The following is a 17476-nucleotide window of genomic DNA, read 5'->3' on the forward strand; positions in this document are numbered from 1 at the left end:
TTCTCGCCGGAAATGTCTTGCTGTGTGGTCATTTCGGCGCGACCGCGCTGTCGAGCCCGCCTACATCGGTGATTAGCCAGTCTTTCGAACCGTCCAGGGTCACGGTGTAACTCGCGGTCGACTGCACTCCATCGGGAGCCTGGGCGTTCTTCGTCATCACGCTCACGAACGCGGTGACGACGTAGGCAGAGCCGTTGTGAGACTTGATCTGCGCTGCAATCGGGGATGCGGTCGACTTCCATTGCAGCGGCACGATCACCTGTTCCATCGCGGACGAGGCATCGGTGAGTTTCTTGGTCAGCTCCGGTGAGGTCTTGGCCGTCAGCCGCTTGTTCCATGCCCCCAGGTCGTTGAAGTCCATCTGAGCTGCGCCGGTCGCGTACTCGAGCGCAACCTTTTCCGCCCGAGCCGATCCGGCGGCGTCCGACGTCATCGAATCGATGGTGTCGTTGCGCTCGGACAGCATGTACCCGAGCACCCCGACGGTGGCGATGAGCGCGATCATCACCACCCCCACGATCAACTGGCCGATGCCGAGGCGTGCTCCGCGAACAGCGGCGATTCTGCTCTTCTTCGCCGCCGTGCTCGCGGCGTGACCGGCCAGGCTGCTGTCGTCGACGGCCGTATCGGGGCCTCCGGCGACGGCCTCGTCATCGGTGTTCGTGCTGTTGGGTTCGGTGATCGTGGTGCTCATGGTGATCTCCTCTTGTGTGGTGCTGTTGGCGGGATGCAAATGAGGTTGTGCGGTGATCAACCTCCGACCTTGATGACGAGGCCTTTGCCGTTGCCGGATGTCGCGAGCGCCGTCTTCATCAGATTGCTGAGGTCGACTGTGCGGAGCTTGCTCGCCGCGGCGGTGACCGCCGGCAAGGCAGCGTCGCCCAGGATCTTCAGATCGGGTGCGGAACGGTCGAGGAACTTCTGGACGTTCTCCAGGAGCGGCTTGGCGTAGACGTTGAGTGATGTGGGCGAATCGGTGGACACGATGAATCCGTCTTTGCCATCCGGGCTGCTGTCGGCCTTCTTGCCGCCTTCCGTGAGAAACAGCGCGAGGCCATCCGCGAACCGGGACACCGGGTCACCGGCTGCTGCCAACGACGGACTGACCTCTGCGGCCTGGGTCAGCAGCGGCTGGAATCGCTCGAGTAGGTCATTGAGTGAGCCTCTCGTCGAGAGGATGGTCGACTCCAACAGGGCACTGGCATTGGCGATGTTGGACAGCACCTCTTGATCGGCGACGAGGCCGGTGTTGATCTCGTCGATGATGCTGCGGACCTTCTTCGCATTGATCTGCTCGAGCAGACGGGTGAACCGTGCCGACAGCTCGTCGATAGTGGTGGGGACGGTGACCGACGACGATGTCAGCGCCACGCCGTCGGCGATGGCGGGGCCTCCGTCGGTCTGCGGCGTGATGCCGATATACGTTTCGCCCAGCGCCGACAGATTGTCCACCCGGTAGTTCGACGAGACCGGGATCTCATAGTCCTTCTTGTAGTTCCAGCTGACCTTCACACCGCTCACCGATGGCTCGACGGCGGTGATCTTGCCGATCGGAACGCCCCGGAAGAGCACGCGGGAGCCGACGACGAGCCCGTTGGTCTGGGGGATGATCATCGTCGCGTTCCGGACGTTGTGGCCGTCGGTGACACTCAGCCCCACCGAACCCAGGTAGGCCAGCGACGCGAACACCAACGCGATCATCGCGATGATCGACAGCGCGGTGCGGCCACCGGCCGCGGTGAATCGTCTTCTCATCGAACCGCTCCCAGTATCCGCAGCACCTTCGTCATGTTCCCGATCATCTCCTCACCTTGCGGCGATCGGGCCGAGACGATGTCGAGTCCCGGCTTGCGCATGAACGGGAACAGGCTGTTCGAGAGAAACTTCCGCAGCAACTCGTCGTTTTCACCGATCGCGTCGACGCCTTGACGCACCGTCTGGATGGACCCGTCGACCTCTGTGAGCATGGGCATCAGCCAGAAACCGCCTTCGAACACGCTGCCGATACTGGGTAACACGATGCCGATCCCGGAGAACAGGCGTGACAGTTGGCTCCAGTAGTGCATCCCCGCCGGGGAGAGCATCTCTTCCATCTTGGCCAGCCGTGGGATGACGGTGCGGCTCGTCCTGTCCAGCCCGGTGATCATCGTGTCGATGCGTCGGGTGTCGAGTGCGAGACTGTGCATGTCGATCGCGGCGATCTTGGCGACTCGCTTGGTCTGCGCCATGTCGGGCAATGCGGTGTTCACCGACCTGATCACATCCTGCATGTTCTGGATGCTTCCGCCGTTGACGAAGTTCGCGACCACCGCGAGTGTGTCCTCGAGTGGGGGCGGTGCAGTGGTGCGCGACAACGGGATCACACCGCCGGCCAGCGCCGGTCCGGTCTCCGGTCCCCGGATCGCCAGATAGGGATCGCCGAGGACGGTGTTCTGCCGGATCGACGCCGTCGCCTCCGCGGCGATCCGCACACCGTGCTCGAGTTTCGCCGCGACGTCGACATGATCGCCGCGCAACGCTACCTCGGTGACCGAACCCACCCGCAGACCGTTGAGCGTCACATCGGCCCCTTCGGGCAGATTCAGTGTATTCGCGAACTTCACGGTGACCGACTGGCCATCGCCGGCCGATCGAACCGACGATGCGAGGTCCCCCGGATTGAGCGAACATCCGGCGAGGATCACCGCGATGATCGCGATCACGAGCAGACCTGCGGCACTCTTGCGTGGACGGTTCGGACTGATCATCATCGGACTCCCGCCATCAGCAGGTCCAGAGCACTCACCCGCACGGTGCGCGCGTCGTTACCGGACGAGCGGCAGCTGCCCTTTCTCATCGCGTTCAGGCGTGTACACATCTCGGTTGAACCCGCTGATCTGAAACGTATCTGTGGCGCACTGACCTGCATGCCCGCGCCCTGCCCCTTTCGTGTGACCAGCGTCGCGGTGTTCGCCACCGCCGGCAGCATGTCCAGGGCACGCGTGATGTCACCCACGCGGGTGGCGGCTATGTGTATCGGGACCGGCAAGACGTCGAGCAACGCGAAGAACTCTCTGCCGTACCTCGGCACGAAGTCGCCGATGGCTTGAAGAACCGGCGTCATGCCGTAGATCATGTGCACTGCTCCGGGCCACAAGACCTTCGCCCCGGTGTCCGTGGCCGCCGGCAGTTTGGTGATGATGGATGCGATGTCTTTCCATCGTGTCAGCGCATCGCCCGACAAGGGCGCCATCGTCTGGATGATCGAACCGATGTCCGAGATCCATCGATCCGGACTCTCGGCAGCGGCGGACGCGGTCGACATCAGATTCGCGACCGACGGTCCCGTACCCGCCACCGCCGTGGACATCTGATCGATCGAGCCCGCCACCGACCGCGTGTCACCCTCCGGGGCGATCTGATCGATGAGATCGGCCGCCGAGCCGGTGATCTCGGAGATACTCTTCGGCGTGTAGGCGTTTCTGATCGACACGCAGTCGCCCGGCTCGAGGGTCCCCCGACCGGACTCTCCCACCAGTTCCAGTGAGCGGTCGGCGAGGATGGACTTCGACCGCGTGACGGCTTTGACATCCGCCGGGAGCGACCGGTCGGAATGAAGGGAGAACTCGACACGCACACCGCTGTCGAAGGGCGTGATCGATGTTATCTCTCCGATCGCGTAGCCCATCCGGGTGACTTCGTTGCCCACGTAGAGGCCGATGGTATCGGGGAGGATCGCGCAGTAGCCGGACCGCGATGCCGCCTTGGCCTCGCCGCTACCCAGTGTCACGCCTGCGGCGATCACGACTGCAGCTACGCATGTGAGAACCACGCTGGTGCGCAATGGATTCCAGCTCATCAGCAGTTCCTTCCCGGGACCGGGAGACACATGGTGGAGGCGTCGACGACGAACGTCGAATCGGTGCTCGCCCGGCCGTCCGACCCAATCAATCGCACCAGCTGCTGCCGCAGCGGCTCGAGTTTGTCGATGAACCCGGACGTGGTGTCGGTGAGACGGCTCAGGGTGTCTCGCGCAGCGACAACGGCCGGATAGGCTTGGTCGGTGTGGTTCAGATAGAACCGGGCGAGGGTCCCGAGTCGCTCCAGCACTCCGCCAAGTTGTCGGTAGGCCTCCGAGAAACCGGCCCGGTACGTGTAGTACTGCGACAGCGCGATGTTCACCTTTCGGATCAACTCAAACACGAATTGCCGACTGTTGTCGAAGGTCGTCAGGTAGTTGCTCGCCATGTCCAGGATCGAGTGCACCTGCACCTTCTGTTGATCCATGACCGTGGCGAGGGTCTGCAGACCGGCGATCGCATTGCGGACCGACGTCGAGTTCTGGCTCAATCCGTCGGCGACCTGTTCGAGGGTCTTGTCGACCGGCTCTCCCTCGACATCGTTGGTGACCCGCGGTAGCTCCTGCAGGATGTCGGCGACGGTGTAGGGCACGCTCACGCGATTCGCCGCGATCGTGGTACTGCCCTCGGTGACACGGCCGGCCGGAACCAGGGACACGAAGTATCCGCCGACGGCCGTGAGCAACTGCACCTTCACGCTCGACCGGTCACCGATCCGGACGCTGTCCTCAACGTCAAGGGTCACCTGGACGTCGTTGTTCCGCAACGTCACCGACGAGACCTTTCCGACCGAGATACCTGCCACGCGGACGTCCTCGCCACCGGCGACCGCCGCCGCGTCGCGCGTGGTGAAGGTCGCCGTCTGTCGACCCGGTGGGGCGAGGTAGAAGTAGGCGACTCCCGCAACGATGACAACGACCAGCAGTATCGCCAGTCCACCGGCAAGGATGTCGTTCTCCGCCAGCCGTTCCCGGAATCGTGTCAGCTTCGACATACGACCACCCCACTACCGTTGATCAGGATCTGACCCATTTCGGGCAGCGACAACTCACCCTTCGAGCACCGAGTATTGTTCGTGGGCGTTGCAGCCGGAACCTGCAGGCCTTCGAACACGGTCGGCAGCAGTTCCAACGACTTCCAGAGATTGTCCACAGTGGGAAACGCTTCGGTCAGTGCCTTGTCGACGTCGGTGTCCGTCTCGATGCCGAGACCCGACAGGATCGAGTTGACGACGCCCATGAACGACGGACCGTACAGACTCGCCTTCCGGAACTCGTCGAGCACCGTCAGTGCCGAGTTCACAGGAGCCTCGATGTCGCGGAGGAATTCGATGATCTGCGGCGACTTTCCCCCGAGGCTGTCAGAGATGCGAGACATGTTTGCCACCAATGTCGATATCAGCTTCTGGCGGTCGGCCGTGTAGCGACTCAACGTGTTGACACTCTCCAACATCGGCGCCAGTCCACCTCCATCACCCTGCAGCAGTGCCAACGCGTTGTTGGAGAAGGCGTTGATCTCCTGAGGACTCAATGTCTGCAGCACCGGTTGGAGCCCGTTGAACAGTTCGGTGATGTCGAACGACGGCGTCGTGTTGGACACCGTCAGGTGGCGTGTCGTCTCGCCACGCTCGGCGCCGCCGACGACATCGAGGTACCGGACACCGGACAGGTTCGCGTATTTCACCGCGACAGTCGACGTCCCCGTCAGCGTGTGACCGTCGGTCAAGGTGAAGGCCACCCGCGCCACCGCGTTGTTGTCATCCCCTTGACTCAGGTCGATCGCCGTGACCTTACCCACCTTGACGCCACGGATACGAACGTCTGCATTGGGGCGCAGCCCGGACACATCGGTGAAGTCTGCTGTGTAGCCGTCGGTCTTGCCGCTCACCGGATTCTTGATTCCGTTGATGATCACGATGAAGAGCACTAGCGCGACCACCGCGGCGGCGATGAGTTTCCACAGCGGCTTGATGATGCGCGCCGACCCGGCGACTACGCCACCCATCAGTGACCTCCTTCGGGGAGTCCGGTCAGCGGACCTGCCAGGGCCGGCAGGCTATCCAAGGCCAGGTTGATCCTCAGGATCCGCTGACCCTGGGGCCCATCGGCGAACGCGCCGTCGAGATTGGTCACCAGTTCACGCACCGTCACAGGTGTGACGACTCCCTGACCCATCGCGGGTAGCACACTGGCCGCCTGGGTCACTGTGTCCACCAAGGGCGTCAGGTTGCCCTGGTTCGAACGGAGCAGCGTTCCGACCATGGAGAAGAAGTTGTCCGAGATCGCCTTCAAGGTGATGGTGAAATTGTTCTGTACCTCGTCTCCGGCAGCATTGAGCGCGCTGTCATAGAAACTGGTCATCGCCGACATGGCACCCTCGGCGAATGGTGGCAGTGCCGCGACGATCTCGTTGTAACGATCCAGCAGATAGGCAGGCATCTCGCGCTGCGTGCGGGCGACCGTATCCGCGAAGACGACGCCGGTGTGGATGAGCGGTTGGAAGGCTCCCGTGTAGACGAGCACACGCTTGATCGCGTCCATCGTCTCCGGGACGAGTGTTCCGTTGGCGACGTCGGACCCTTGCTCGATCATGGTCGCCATCGTGTAGTCACCGGCGTCGCGGCGCATCACATGGTCACCGTCGCGCAGTTCGCCGGATTCGCTGCTACCCGGGTCCGTGATGTTGACTCCGGTGATGCCGAAATAATTCTTCGGTCGGAAGTCGATCACGAAGTCCTGACCCATTCCCCGTACCAGTGATCGATCCAGATCGACTGTCAACGAGGATGTTCCATTGTCGTTGACCTGCAGCCCGGTCACTTTTCCGACCGGCGCGCCACGCAGCACCACATCTGTGCCCATCTCCACCCCCGGTCCCACCGACGGCGTGTCGATCGTCACCGCCATCAGGCTCTTGTCTCGCGGTGTGAGCGCAGGCATCACGTACGCGATGAACAGGGCAATCGCGACGACGATCGCGACAACGACTGCGCCGGTGAGACGCAACTTTCTGCGACGGTCGTGTTCGGATCCGATCAGAAATCCTGATACCACGCCGCTCACCCCTTGAACACCAGGTCGGGGTGCAAGCCCCACAACAGGATCGTCATCACGAGATTCATCACGATGACCATGACCAGACTTGCGCGAATGGCACGACCCGAGGCGCGGCCCACTCCCTCGGGGCCGCCGGACGCGAAGAACCCGTAGTAGCAATGGATGATCGTGATCACGGCGCAGAAGGTCACCGCCTTGACGAGTGAGTAGAAGACCTCCACCGGATCGAGGAACTGGGAGAAGTAGTGGTCGTAGGTCCCTGCAGGTGCACCTTGTACCACTTTCACGAACACGCTCGCGGTCAAGAAGCCGATCGCCAGGCTCAAGAGATAACCCGGTATCACACAGAGCATTCCACCGACAAGCCGAGTGCCGACCACGAACGGGATCGATCGGATGCCCAGGGTTTCGGTGGCGTCGATCTCCTCCGCGATCCGCATCGACCCGATCTCGGCTGTCATCCGGCATCCGACCTGTGCCGCGAAGCCGATCCCGGTCATGATCGGGCCCATCTCACGAATGTTCAGAAACGCACCGATGACACCCGTGAGGGGACCGAATCCGATCAGGTTGAGGGTGTTGTATGCCTCGATCGCCACGGCGATCCCGATCGCGACGCCGAGCACGACCAGCAACGAGATGACACCGCCGTCGACGATGATCGACCCGCGTCCCCACGCCATGCTGTTCATCGTGCGCATGGTCTGCTTGCGATAGTGACGAATCGTGAAGGGGATGTGGATGATGGTCTGGGTCGCGAACAGTGTCCAGCGACCCACACCTTCGCCGAGGTTGAACACACTCGTGCTGAACCAGCGACCGATCTTCACGACGGGATTGCCGGTGGCGAATCCACTCGGTGCACTCACCTTCACCTCACCCCACCTGACTCGGGAAGAACATCGACTGGACCTGAGTGGTTAGCAGATTCGTCACGAAGACCGCGACGAAACCCAGGACCACCGAGGCATTCACGCCATCGGCGACGCCTCGAGGGCCGCCTTTGGCCTCGAGGCCACGGAGGCTGGCGATGATGACCACCTCCATGCCGAAGAGCATCGTCTTGAGGATGGCGAAGAGGAAGTCCGTTTGAGTTGCGAAGGCGCCGAAGGATTGCCAGAAGCTACCCGGGATCACGCCGTTGATGGTGACGGCCAGCGAGAAGCCGGCGGCGACTGCGGACGCCACGATGATGACGCACAGGATCGGCGAGATGATCAGGATCGCGAGGAATCGTGGCAGAACCAGACGCTGCACCGGATCGACACCCATGACCCTCATCGCGTCGATCTCTTCGCGGATGGAGCGGGCGCCCAGGTCCGCGGCGATGGCCGATGCGGCGGCGCCGCCCATCAGGAGCCCGGCCGCGATCGGTGCACCCTGCGAGATCACACCGATACCGCTCGCAGCGCCGGCGAGCGACTTCGCCCCGACCTGATTGACCACCGCACCCACCTGGATCGAGATCTCGGTGCCGAACGGCAGCGCGATCAGGACCGCGGGCAACGCCGTGACCGTGAGGAGGAACCACGCCTGCTCGAGGGTCTCCACCATCGGGATACGCAGTCGCACAATACCGGTGATGGCATACCAGAAGACCTGTGCGGCGAGCCTGGCCGCACGTCCGAACGTTGCGATCGATTGCGCCGGTACGGTTGTGACGTACTTGACGACGGCTCTGCCGGCGCGATCGAACACCTGCGAGGCTCCCCCGAGCAGGGGCGGCGGCGGCGCGAGAGCGGCCTGTGAGCCGGACATCTCGTAGCGCTCGTCCGAGCGGTTGAGACCCTGCATCCCTTCCTCTCCGTTCAGTGCGGCGCAACGATAGGAACCGACACGCCATCGGTTAATTGATATTCAATTAAAAATTGATGAGCTGTTCCCCTTGTGCTCCCCGTCACATGGGACACTAGCATAAGTCGACATATGGTCAACCCCGATTGGGTCGACTGCCCCAGATGGCCTGGTTGCCCGACAATCGGCCCGACGATCCCCGGCCGTCGACACCGCGCGCTGCGGGCGTGCGAGTGTTCGACCGCTTCGCATCCGCACACAGGACAGCGGCGAGGCCTCCGGATACCATTCTGCCGCAGCAGAAGTGACGTACCACGAAGGCCCCGCCATCGAGCCGTTCCGACCGAAGGGTCAGACCGGTGTCCTGTTCAATCGATTCGCCTGATCATCGCGCGACCGGGAACGGGTCGTTCTGACCACTGTCGTAGACGTCGGCACCCCGTCGGCGGAGCTTGGAGACCCGCTCCTTCATGACTCCGAACCGCCCGCCCTTGTCTTCCAACTGCAGGTGCTTCAACAGGGTGCGAGCCGCATTCTGACCGGGCATGCCGCTGATGCCGGCCACCGGGTGGGTACCGGATCCGGTGAGATACAGGCCATCGACCGGCGTCTTGTACCCCGCAAACCCTGCCACCGGCTTGTTGGGCCCGAATCGACTGAGCGTCGGATCGACATGGTAGACGGAGCCGTCAATCGCCCAGAACCGTTCCTCGATGTCAGGAAGGACCAAGGGGCGCACAGCAACCTGAAGCTCTTCGACTCCCTTGTAGTACTGCTCGGCGTCGGAGACGATGCTGTCGGTGATCTTCTTGCGAGCGACGTCCCACCCCTCCTCGGGGAACGACGGGGTCAGTCCCGTCCAGAACCACCACAAGTCCTTGCCCTCTGGAGACATCGACGGATCAAATGCGTTGGTCACCTGGGCCAGACCTGGTATCGCGTCCGGCACCTGACCGCGAACACACGACCGTGCGGCTTCCAACGCCTGCTCATACGTGTGGTAGCAATTGCAGGCGAGCCGAAGATCGATTCCGTCGCCACGCCACTTCTCGTGTTTGGACATGTCGATCCGTCCGCTGAGGGCGACGTTCACCTTGGCATCGGCGATGCCGCGCTTCCGGGTTGGGATGTGATCGGCCGCAACCTGCTTCTTGGGCTCGAGAACACCTCGTGGAAGAAGCCGCGTCAACGTGGTTTTCGGACTGCAGGCAGTCAGAACCGCACGTCGGGCCGTGATCTCGCGCCCTCCACGGATACGAACGCCCGTACAACGATTGTTGGTGACGATCAACTCCTCGACCGGCGATCCGGTAATGATCTCACCACGGTTGTCTTTGATGACACCGGCCAACGCCTTGACCAGAGACCCGGTGCCGCCGTGGAACATTGCGACACCGTAGCGGCTCAGAACACCGAGGTAGATCAGCGACCATCCCGACAGATCCGCATCGAAAGGCATGAACGGCAGGCTCGTCAGGAGCGGAGCCCTGATCATGTCGTGCTCGAAGCTCTCCTCGATGGCCTCGGCCTGAGAGCTGGACATCCAGCGTCCGAGTGCAAGGAGTTGCTCACGGTTCTTCGCGAGTGCCCGCGCCGACTTGAGAATGTTCTTGATCTCCGGCTCGACCACGTTTGTCTGCATCATCGGGAGACCGACCGCCACCGCCGCATCGATGACCTCGTACAGCTCGATCAGTGCTTTCGCGTCCTTCTTCGAGAAGTACTCGAGTTCGGCAGCCGTCTTCCGCGGGTCTCGCCACAAACCGAGTGATGATCCGTCGGCGGCCAACTGGAAGTGCGCGGGATCGATCACCGTCTGACGAAGGCCGTGATTGCGCGACAGCCCCAGGTCTGCATCGATCGTCGTCGTCCGGAACAGCGATGCCTGAATCGACGCCTCGTTGATGGTGTACCCGGGCGCCTCCGGCTCGAACGGATTGGTCGAGGTCATACCACCAACAGTGTCCGCTGCCTCGACAACCAGGACATCGAGGCCTGCCTTGGCGAGGTACGCCGCGGCAACCATTCCGTTGTGTCCCGATCCGACGACGACTACGTCGGCCTCGCGTGGAAGCTCCTTGGTCATTGAATACTCCTAATGGTTGTACGGATCGTCGCCGAAACGGCGCGATTCCGGAACTGTCTACAGAGGGTTGGTTCCTGGAACTGCACCGTCGAGGTCTGTGATCTCCGACCAACGCTCCGCCACCTCGCCGACTGTCGGGGGATCCGAGAAGGTGACCCCCTTGTTCGCAAAGAGAGCCACGCGCTGCACCAGACCACCGCCGACGACGAACACCGACGCGGTGTCGGAACACCGCTCACTCAGGAGATGTGCAACGACCGGCGCGACGTGGTCGGGCGGCAACTTGTCCAACAGTTCCTGCGGTGCGACGTCTGCGGTCATCCGGGTGGCCGCCAAGGGCGCGATCGCATTCGCGGTGATGCCGAACTTATGGCCCTCCGCCGCAAGGGTATTGATCAGTCCCAGAAGGCCCAACTTGGCGGCCCCGTAGTTCGCCTGGCCGAAGTTGCCGTAGAGGCCACTCGTCGATGTCGCGACAATGATCCTTCCGAACGACTGCTCCCGGAAATGCAGCCAGGCGGCCTTCGTGACGTGATAGCCGCCGTAGAGGTGGACCTTGAGCACCGCGTCCCAATTGTCGGGTGTGAGCTTGGCGAAACTAGAGTCCCGCAGAATGCCCGCATTGTGGACGATGCCGTCGATCCTTCCGAACGACTCGAGCGCCGTGGCAACGAGCGCGTCGGCACCGTCCTGCGTCGCGATGTTCTCGTAGTCGGCCACCGCATTTCCGCCGCGGGCCGTGATCTCCGCGACGACGTCATCAGCCATCGACGGACCCGCGCCGGAGCCGTCGCGGGCACCACCGAGATCATTCACCACCACCAGGGCGCCCTCGCCGGCTGCGGCGAGAGCGTAGGCGCGTCCGAGTCCTCCGCCCGCGCCCGTGATCGCGATGACCCTCCCATCCAATGACGCCATGTGTCAGTCCTCTTCCATTCGGAGCGCTTCGGTCGGGCAGCCTTTAACCGCTTCCTCGACCTCTTGAATCTCGTCTTGGGCGACATCGTCTCGAAGCACGAGAAGTGCTCCGTCATCTCCGATCTCGAAGAAGTCGGGTGCGAGTGACTCGCAGATTCCCAGTCCGGTGCACTTGGCCCGGTCGAGGTGTACCTTCATGATTCCTCCTGCTCTGGATTTCGGGTGCGGGCGCCCTGGGCTGGACCCACGCCGCTCTCAGAAGAGCTTTCGCATGATCGACAGGTCACGCTTCGTGTAGGGCGGATAGATGAGCTTGATATCCGGTTTCGCCGTCTTCGAGAGCACCGCCTTGCGGTGACTGAGGCGCTCGAATCCCCACTGCCCGTGATACTCACCGATCCCGGACGCGCCGACGCCACCGAACGGGAGCTGCGGGACCAGACAGTGCATGGCGATGTGGTTGATCACCGCCCCGCCGGCCGCGACGTTGTCCACCAGGTGCCTGCCGACGCTGCGAGACGATGTGAATGCGTACAGCGCCAGGGGTTTCGGTCGCGAGTTCACGAACTCGACCGCCGCCGGAATCGAGTCCACGGTCAGGATCGGCAGTATCGGGCCGAAGATCTCGTCGGTCATCAGCGGTTCGTTCGGGGCCGGGTCGACCACGACGGTGGGTTGCATGCGCAGACCGCCCCGGTCGCTGCCCCCGCCGGCGACAATCCTGCCTGCGGTCTCGCCCAGATAGCCGGTGAGCCGGTCGAACTGACGCTGGTTGACGATCGGCAGGGTCGGGTCCGATTCGGCAGCACGAAACGCCTTGATGGTGTCGACGATCGCAGAGATCAGCCGGTCGGCGACGTCCCGGTGCACGAGCACGTAGTCGGGCGCGATGCAGGTCTGCCCGGAGTTGAGCAGTTTGACCCAGGCGATCCGCCGCGCCGCCACATCGATGTCCGCGTCGGACGCGACGATGACCGGGCTCTTGCCACCGAGCTCCAGCGTCACCGGTGTCAACGTCGGCGCGGCGGCCGCCATGATCTTCTTGCCGATCTCGGTGCCCCCGGTGAAGACCGCGTGGTCGAATCCCATGGCCAGGAGTCGCTGGGTGGTCGCCGCGTCGCCCTCGACGACCGTCACCGTGGACGGGTCGAGGTACACCGGGACCAACCGTGCCAACAACGCCGACGTCGCGGGCGCCAACTCCGAGGGTTTGAGCACCGCACAGTTGCCTGCCGCGACAGCGGCGATCAGCGGACCGAGGGTCAGATAGACGGGATAGTTCCACGGTCCGATCACCAGGACGACGCCCAACGGCTCGTACTGAACCCATCCACGGCCCGGCAACTGGTTGAGCGGCAGCCGGATACGGCGCCGCTTCATCCATTTCCGGAGATGTTTCCGGGCGAACGCCGCCTCACCGACGGTGGAGGCGATATCGCCGAGCCAGGCCTCCGCTGCCGTGCGCCCGAGATCCTCGGCGAGTGCCGCGGCGATCTCCGACTCCCGTTCCGTGAGCAGCTGCTCGATGGCCTCGAGCTGACCGATCCGCCAGTCGTAGGTCCGGGTCCTGCCGGCGGCAAAGGTGTGGCGGAGGTCGTCGATCACATTGCCGCCCGTCGGAGAGGCGTCTGTGGAACGCAATGGTGTCGCCATGGTCGCCTCAGATCTCCGGCGCCGGGACGACACCCGACAACACCGAGCCGGTCACGCCGCCGTCGACCACCAGCGCGTGACCGTTCACCCACCTGGCCGCGTCGGAGGCGAGAAACAGAATCGTGTCGGCGATGTCGCCGGGCTCCGCGTGACGGCCCAGCAGATTCCGCAGGCCGTCGAGGGTGTCCTTGCCCATCGACTCCTCGAAGTCGACGAGGATCGGGGTCTCCACGGGGCCGGGCAGGATCGCGTTGATCCGGAATCCCATTTCTGCCAATGCAAGGCCCATCGACATGGTGTAGACGGTGGTCACTTCCTTGGAGAAGTTGTAGGTGTTGCCCTGCTGCGGGTTCTCCTTGAACCAGGCCAGTCCTTCCTCGAAGGTGTCGGTGGCCAGCAATTCGCGAATCTGCTCCAGGCGCTCCGGCCAGCCGAAGCCGGCGGTCGAGCTCACGATCACGACGGCGGCCCCGGGGTTGAGCCGGTCGAAGAACGACTCGGTGAGATGACGCGGCGCGAGAGAGTTCACCGAGAAGACCAGCTCCGCGGGTGCTGTGCCGGGGATACCGGCGATGTTGAGCAGCCCGTCAAAGGTGCCGTCGAGTTGTTCGATCGCGGCATCGATGCTGTTCGGGTTGGCGAGGTCGACCTCGACGTAGGTGGTGACGTCGAATGCGGGCTTGTTGCGGTCGAACGCATGGACCTCTGCGCCGGCGGCGAGCAGACGCTGGGCTGTCGCGGCACCGATACCGGATGCCGCCCCGGTGACGACGTATCGCTTATCGGAAAAGTCAGACATGTGAGACTCCAGTCAGAGGGTGTAGGACATGGATTTGACTGCGCGGACGAAATTGCCGGTCAGGAACTCCGGCTCACCGACCCGCAGGGTCGGGGCCCTGTGCAAGAGCTGATCGAAGATCTCGGTGAGTTGCATCTTCGCCACGAAGCTGCCCATGCAGAAGTGCGGGCCACCGCCTCCGAAACCGACGTGCGGGTTGGGCCAGCGCGTGATGTTGAACTCGTTGGGGTTCTCGAAGACCTGCTCGTCGCGATTACCCGACGAGTAGACCATCGCCACCCACTCGCCCTCCTTGATCTCCTGGCCGCCGAGAACGGTGTCCTGTGTGGCCGTTCGGCGGAAGGTCATCACCGGTGAGGCCCACCGGACGAATTCTTCGACGGCGGGCTTGATCCGCCCGGCGAAGTCCTCCAACAGGTATGCACGCTGGTCCGGGAAGTCCTGGAATGCCTTGGTGGTGATGCTGATCGAGTTGCGGGTGGTGTCGTTGCCGGCGACCGAGAGCAACACGAAGAACGAGGCGATCTCCTCGTCGGTGAGCTTCTCGCCGTCGACCTCTGCCTGCACCAGACCGGTCATCAGATCGGCCTTCGGATTCGCGCGTCGCTCTTCCGCGAACTCGAAACCCATCGACAGCAGTCCGACCAGCGACTCGTTGAGCACCTCTCCGGGCTCGCGTCCGGCAGCCACATCCTCGTCGGCCCAGGAGACCATGCCGTCGGCGTGATGGGCGGCCTCTTCGCGCTTGTCGATGTCCTCGAGACCCATCATCTCGTAGATGGTCCACATCGGCAGCCGCTTGGAAACGATGTCGACGAAGTCGCCCTCACCCTTCTCGATGAGCTGATCGACGATGATGCGGGCCTGATTCTTGATCTGTTCGTGGATCTTCTTGACCTGCTTCGGTGTGAAGGCCGAGCTGACGAGCTTGCGCAGCGCGGCGTGCCGCGGGTCGTCCATGCCGAGAAATGAACCCGCGGCCGACAAGACGTCTTCGGGGATCTCCTCGAACTGGAAACCGTGCCCGGAACAGAACAACTCGGGGTGTTTGCTGACCTCGCTGATCAGATCGTGCGTGGTCACCACCCAGACACCGTCGTTCTCGGGCGGCATGATGGCGCCCTCGAGCGGGGCATGCCAACTGATCGGGCGGTCGGCGCGCAATCTGGCGAAAGTCTTCTCCCGCGCCTCGGCTGTCGAGGCCCAGAAGTCCAGCGATGAGATGCTGAGCTCGTCATACGGACGGGTCGGGGTATGCAGTGTGCTCGTCATGTCACGCCTCCACGAGGTACTTCTTCTCGATGTCGCGCTTGACGAGTTTGCCGGTGGCCGTCCTCGGCAACTCGTCCACGAAGTCGAGCGACTTCGGCGCCTTGAAATGTGCGATCCGCTCACGCGTGTAGTCGATGATCTCGTTCGCGAGCTCCGCGGAAGGTGTTTCGCCGCTGCGCAGTTGCACGACGGCCTTCACCTGCTGACCCATTTCCGGGTCCGGCACGCCGATCACCGCCACGTCGAAGATCTTCGGGTGCAAGGTCAGGACGTTCTCGATCTCCTGCGGGTAGATGTTCACGCCGCCGGAGATGATCATGAAAGCTTTGCGATCGGTCAGGAACAGGTAGCCGTCGTCATCGACGTAACCCAGGTCGCCCACCGTCGTCCAGTTCTCGTGCGACGGATGCTCGGCAGCCTTCGTCTTCTCCGGGTCCTTGTGGTACGAGAACGGCCGTGTCTCGCGTTCGAAGTAGACCTGGCCGACTGCCCCGGTGGGCAGTTCGTTTCCGTCGTCGTCGCAGATGTGCACCGGGCCGAGTGCGGATCGACCGACCGAACCCCGCTTGTTCAGCCATTCCGGTGTTGTGATGATCGTGGTGCCGTGCTGTTCGGTGGCACTGTAGTACTCCACCAGGATCGGTCCCCACCAATCGATCATCGCCTGCTTCACGTCGGGCGGGCACGGGGCTGCGGCGTGCACGACGATCCGCAGGCTCGACGTGTCGTACCCGGTTCGGACATCCTCGGGGAGCTGCAGGAGGCGGACGAACATCGTCGGGACCATCTGCGTGATGGTCACCTTGTGTTTCTCGATCGCCGCCAACGCTTCTCGCGCATCGAACTTCTCCAGGATCACCACCGTCCCACCCAGCGCATGGACCGCACCGCACCATTTCAGCGGTGCCGCGTGATACATCGGCGCCGGCGACAGGTAGACGTCGGAGTCATCGACCTTGAACACATGCTGGACGAGACCGGTGATCGGGTCACCGGGCTGATCGACCTGGATGGGCAGCAGCGTGGGCTGTACCCCCTTGGGACGGCCGGTGGTACCCGAGGAATACAGCATGTCCGATCCGCGCGGTTGATCGGTCAACCGCTCTCCCTCCCAGGCGAGGAGATCGTCGTAGGAAGCGAAGCCGTCGAGCTGTCCGCCGAACGAAAATGCTTCGATCTCTCTGACACCCAGTTCTTTCCGCGCCTTCCCGGCGAGTTCGCCCAGAGATGCGGAGACGAAGAGGACCTTCGCATCGCTGTCGTCGATGATGTACGCGACCTCGGGCGGCGCCAGATGACGGTTGACAGCAGTGATGTACAGCCCCGATCGCAGTGCTGCCCAATAGATCTCCAACACCTGCGGCGAGTTTTCGGACAGCACCGCGATCACATCGCCCTTGCGGAGCCCGCGGGCGTGCAATGCAGCCGCGATTGCCGCGGAGCGATCGTCGAGTTCGCGATAGCTCACGGTTGCGCCGCTGCCCGCCATGATGATCGCGGCTTTGTCCGGGTTGGTGACCGCGTGGGTTCCGGGATACATGATCGCTCTCCTCGTGTATGACCTGGTCGTGGGGTTCGCGTGGCCGGCGGGCCTCAGACCAACAGATCCTCGCGATTGTCGGTCTTGAGGTTGTCGATGTAGACGGGGAAGAGCTTCTTGCCGAGGGGCGCGAGTTTTAGCAGACTCGCGACGTTCCCGTTCACCGAGATCTTCTTCTTCGCCATAGCTAGTGGGAGGTTGACCTTGCCCTGCCAGTAGGCGTTTCCGGTGTCAGCGGGCATCACCATCGTCGCGTGCGGTTCCGGGCTGCCATCCCATCCGCTGTACACGCGCTTGTTCACCGCGTCCACGACCACCACCGCGTCGGGGGCGGAGAAGTCGAAGGCGAACACCAGGCCGCTGTCGACGAGCTTGGGCCCGATTTCCTCGTCATCGAACGCCGTCTCGAAGATCCCTCCGATGTACTTCCGCACCTCGGCAGCATCTGTGAAGGCCATGTTACGTCCTTTCAAATATAACTTTGATTCAATTCAGCGTCGCCAGTGCGGCACGCTGGGA

Annotated in this window: 17 protein-coding genes; all 17 read right to left on the reverse strand. The window is 63.1% G+C overall.

Features of this window, described 5'->3' with window-relative positions:
* Positions 1 to 28 precede the first annotated feature (28 nt).
* The 17 genes from ACVT6V_RS01900 to ACVT6V_RS01980 all read right to left on the reverse strand — a co-directional run bounded on the left by ACVT6V_RS01900 (position 29) and on the right by ACVT6V_RS01980 (position 17415).
* Entirely contained in the window at positions 29 to 694 is a 666-nt protein-coding gene (locus ACVT6V_RS01900; protein ID WP_489898129.1) for a hypothetical protein, read from the reverse strand.
* Positions 695 to 750: 56 nt separating this feature from the next.
* On the reverse strand, positions 751 to 1755 hold the full coding sequence (locus ACVT6V_RS01905) for an MlaD family protein (RefSeq protein ID WP_489898130.1): 1005 nt from the start codon (positions 1753 to 1755) through the stop codon (positions 751 to 753).
* Complete coding sequence (locus ACVT6V_RS01910; protein ID WP_489898131.1) at positions 1752 to 2750, reverse strand: MlaD family protein; 999 nt, start codon at positions 2748 to 2750, stop codon at positions 1752 to 1754. The genes ACVT6V_RS01905 and ACVT6V_RS01910 overlap by 4 nt, the downstream gene beginning before the upstream one ends.
* Positions 2747 to 3838: an MlaD family protein gene (locus ACVT6V_RS01915; protein ID WP_489898132.1), complete on the reverse strand. Its 1092-nt coding sequence runs from the start codon at positions 3836 to 3838 to the stop codon at positions 2747 to 2749. The genes ACVT6V_RS01910 and ACVT6V_RS01915 overlap by 4 nt, the downstream gene beginning before the upstream one ends.
* Entirely contained in the window at positions 3838 to 4833 is a 996-nt protein-coding gene (locus tag ACVT6V_RS01920) for an MlaD family protein (protein ID WP_489898133.1), read from the reverse strand. Before ACVT6V_RS01920 ends, ACVT6V_RS01915 begins: the two co-directional genes overlap by 1 nt.
* Positions 4821 to 5843, reverse strand: coding sequence for an MlaD family protein (locus ACVT6V_RS01925; protein ID WP_489898134.1), 1023 nt, complete (start codon positions 5841 to 5843; stop codon positions 4821 to 4823). Before ACVT6V_RS01925 ends, ACVT6V_RS01920 begins: the two co-directional genes overlap by 13 nt.
* On the reverse strand, positions 5843 to 6844 hold the full coding sequence (locus tag ACVT6V_RS01930) for an MlaD family protein (protein WP_489898135.1): 1002 nt from the start codon (positions 6842 to 6844) through the stop codon (positions 5843 to 5845). Before ACVT6V_RS01930 ends, ACVT6V_RS01925 begins: the two co-directional genes overlap by 1 nt.
* Before the next feature lie 53 nt (positions 6845 to 6897).
* Positions 6898 to 7719: an ABC transporter permease gene (locus ACVT6V_RS01935; protein ID WP_489900681.1), complete on the reverse strand. Its 822-nt coding sequence runs from the start codon at positions 7717 to 7719 to the stop codon at positions 6898 to 6900.
* Between the two features lie 52 nt (positions 7720 to 7771).
* Positions 7772 to 8689, reverse strand: coding sequence for an MlaE family ABC transporter permease (locus ACVT6V_RS01940; protein WP_489898136.1), 918 nt, complete (start codon positions 8687 to 8689; stop codon positions 7772 to 7774).
* Positions 8690 to 9074: 385 nt separating this feature from the next.
* Entirely contained in the window at positions 9075 to 10775 is a 1701-nt protein-coding gene (locus ACVT6V_RS01945) for a phytoene desaturase family protein (protein WP_489898137.1), read from the reverse strand.
* Between the two features lie 57 nt (positions 10776 to 10832).
* Positions 10833 to 11693 carry an SDR family NAD(P)-dependent oxidoreductase gene (locus ACVT6V_RS01950; protein WP_489898138.1) on the reverse strand — a complete coding sequence of 287 codons (861 nt, stop codon included), beginning with the start codon at positions 11691 to 11693 and terminating at the stop codon, positions 10833 to 10835.
* Positions 11694 to 11696: 3 nt separating this feature from the next.
* Positions 11697 to 11891, reverse strand: coding sequence for a ferredoxin (locus tag ACVT6V_RS01955; RefSeq protein WP_489898139.1), 195 nt, complete (start codon positions 11889 to 11891; stop codon positions 11697 to 11699).
* Positions 11892 to 11948: 57 nt separating this feature from the next.
* On the reverse strand, positions 11949 to 13346 hold the full coding sequence (locus tag ACVT6V_RS01960; RefSeq protein WP_489898140.1) for an aldehyde dehydrogenase family protein: 1398 nt from the start codon (positions 13344 to 13346) through the stop codon (positions 11949 to 11951).
* A 7-nt stretch (positions 13347 to 13353) separates the two neighbouring features.
* Positions 13354 to 14145, reverse strand: coding sequence for a coniferyl-alcohol dehydrogenase (locus ACVT6V_RS01965; protein ID WP_489898141.1), 792 nt, complete (start codon positions 14143 to 14145; stop codon positions 13354 to 13356).
* A 12-nt stretch (positions 14146 to 14157) separates the two neighbouring features.
* On the reverse strand, positions 14158 to 15417 hold the full coding sequence (locus tag ACVT6V_RS01970; RefSeq protein ID WP_489898142.1) for a cytochrome P450: 1260 nt from the start codon (positions 15415 to 15417) through the stop codon (positions 14158 to 14160).
* A 1-nt stretch (position 15418) separates the two neighbouring features.
* Positions 15419 to 16957 (reverse strand): acyl-CoA synthetase, encoded by a 1539-nt coding sequence (locus tag ACVT6V_RS01975; RefSeq protein ID WP_489898143.1) that lies wholly within the window; start codon positions 16955 to 16957, stop codon positions 15419 to 15421.
* Between the two features lie 53 nt (positions 16958 to 17010).
* On the reverse strand, positions 17011 to 17415 hold the full coding sequence (locus ACVT6V_RS01980) for an SCP2 sterol-binding domain-containing protein (RefSeq protein WP_489898144.1): 405 nt from the start codon (positions 17413 to 17415) through the stop codon (positions 17011 to 17013).
* Positions 17416 to 17476 lie beyond the last annotated feature (61 nt).

The sequence above is a fragment of the Gordonia sp. LMA167 genome (assembly GCF_058130025.1).

Coding starts and splice junctions, on each gene's coding strand:
- ACVT6V_RS01900 (WP_489898129.1), bottom strand. CDS start 694: ATGAGCACCACGATCACCGAACCCAACAGCACGAACACCGATGACGAG.
- ACVT6V_RS01925 (WP_489898134.1), bottom strand. CDS start 5,843: ATGGGTGGCGTAGTCGCCGGGTCGGCGCGCATCATCAAGCCGCTGTGG.
- ACVT6V_RS01940 (WP_489898136.1), bottom strand. CDS start 8,689: ATGCAGGGTCTCAACCGCTCGGACGAGCGCTACGAGATGTCCGGCTCA.
- ACVT6V_RS01955 (WP_489898139.1), bottom strand. CDS start 11,891: ATGAAGGTACACCTCGACCGGGCCAAGTGCACCGGACTGGGAATCTGC.
- ACVT6V_RS01915 (WP_489898132.1), bottom strand. CDS start 3,838: ATGAGCTGGAATCCATTGCGCACCAGCGTGGTTCTCACATGCGTAGCT.
- ACVT6V_RS01905 (WP_489898130.1), bottom strand. CDS start 1,755: ATGAGAAGACGATTCACCGCGGCCGGTGGCCGCACCGCGCTGTCGATC.
- ACVT6V_RS01965 (WP_489898141.1), bottom strand. CDS start 14,145: ATGTCTGACTTTTCCGATAAGCGATACGTCGTCACCGGGGCGGCATCC.
- ACVT6V_RS01970 (WP_489898142.1), bottom strand. CDS start 15,417: ATGACGAGCACACTGCATACCCCGACCCGTCCGTATGACGAGCTCAGC.
- ACVT6V_RS01945 (WP_489898137.1), bottom strand. CDS start 10,775: ATGACCAAGGAGCTTCCACGCGAGGCCGACGTAGTCGTCGTCGGATCG.
- ACVT6V_RS01950 (WP_489898138.1), bottom strand. CDS start 11,693: ATGGCGTCATTGGATGGGAGGGTCATCGCGATCACGGGCGCGGGCGGA.
- ACVT6V_RS01960 (WP_489898140.1), bottom strand. CDS start 13,346: ATGGCGACACCATTGCGTTCCACAGACGCCTCTCCGACGGGCGGCAAT.
- ACVT6V_RS01910 (WP_489898131.1), bottom strand. CDS start 2,750: ATGATGATCAGTCCGAACCGTCCACGCAAGAGTGCCGCAGGTCTGCTC.
- ACVT6V_RS01975 (WP_489898143.1), bottom strand. CDS start 16,957: ATGTATCCCGGAACCCACGCGGTCACCAACCCGGACAAAGCCGCGATC.
- ACVT6V_RS01920 (WP_489898133.1), bottom strand. CDS start 4,833: ATGTCGAAGCTGACACGATTCCGGGAACGGCTGGCGGAGAACGACATC.
- ACVT6V_RS01980 (WP_489898144.1), bottom strand. CDS start 17,415: ATGGCCTTCACAGATGCTGCCGAGGTGCGGAAGTACATCGGAGGGATC.